At 74.2% G+C, this 1137-nt stretch carries 2 protein-coding genes; both read left to right on the top strand.

Annotated elements, in window-relative coordinates:
- Nucleotides 1–352: hypothetical protein (locus E1291_RS41460; RefSeq protein WP_306434513.1), on the top strand; the 352-nt coding region annotated here is incomplete at its 5' end.
- On the top strand, nt 349–1137 hold a 789-nt coding region (locus E1291_RS41455; protein WP_442316407.1), incomplete at its 3' end, for a sodium:solute symporter family transporter. The genes E1291_RS41460 and E1291_RS41455, both read left to right, overlap by 4 nt.

Below are 1137 nucleotides of genomic sequence, written 5' to 3'. Positions count from 1 at the left end.
CACGGTGGAGCGGACGGCGGGCCGCGCGGCGCGGCTGCGGCCCGGCGCGGGCGGCCGCCGCGACCTGCACGAGCAGACCCAGCTCGGCGACCTCATGATCAGGTCGCTGATGCGGGTGCAGCTGCTGCTGGCGCTGCGGGTGTGCGCGGTGTTCGCCGTGCTGCTCGGCACGCTGCCGCTGCTGTTCGCGTTCGCGCCGTGGACGCGGCGCGTCCACGTCGCGGGGCTGCCGCTGCCGTGGCTGCTGCTGGGCGTGCTCGTCTATCCGGCGCTGGTCGCGGGCGCCGTGCTCTACGTGCGCCAGGCCGAGCGCAACGAGCACGAGTTCGAGGACCTGGTCGACCGTTCGTGAGCCCCGCGTACGCCGTCGCCGCGATCGCCGTGGTCACCGTGGTCACCGTGCTGATCGGAAGCCGGGGGCTGCGCCGGTCGCGCACGACGTCGGACTTCTACGTCGCCTCCCGGACCGTCTCGGCGACCTGGAACGCCTCGGCGATCAGCGGGGAGTACCTGTCGGCGGCGTCCTTCCTCGGCGTCGCCGGGCTGGTCATGGCCTTCGGCGTCGACATGCTGTGGTACCCGGTCGGCTACACCACCGGGTACCTGATCCTGCTGCTGCTCGTGGCCGCGCCGCTGCGCCGCTCGGGCGCCTACACGCTGCCGGACTTCGCCGAGGCACGTCTCGGGTCGCTCACCGTGCGCCGGATGTCGGGCGTGCTGGTGGTCGTCGTCGGCTGGCTCTACCTGGTCCCGCAGCTGCGGGGCGCGGCACTGGCCCTGCACGTCATCACCGGCGCGCCGGCGTGGCTCGGCGCCCTGATCATCGTGGTCGTCATCGTCGCCAGCGTGTCGGTCGGCGGGATGCGCAGCATCACCGCCGTCCAGGCGTTCCAGTACTGCGTGAAGATCACGGCGATCACGGTCCCGCTGCTGTTCATCGGGTTCGCCTGGTCGGGCCGGGGCGCGCCGCCGGTGACCGCGCACGCGGCGCCGGTCTTCGACGTGCCGACGACGGTCCGGTTCGACACGGCGGCGCGGATCACCGTCCGCGCGCCGGTGACGGTCGCCGCGCACGGCGTGCTGGACGGGCGGCGGGCCGACGCGGACGTGCCGCTGGCGGCGGGCCGGCACACGGTC

The organism is Actinomadura roseirufa, from assembly GCF_900659635.1.
In the GTDB taxonomy this organism is placed as follows: Bacteria; Actinomycetota; Actinomycetes; order Streptosporangiales; family Streptosporangiaceae; genus Spirillospora; species Spirillospora roseirufa.
This window is presented reverse-complemented; position numbering and strand designations above follow the sequence as displayed.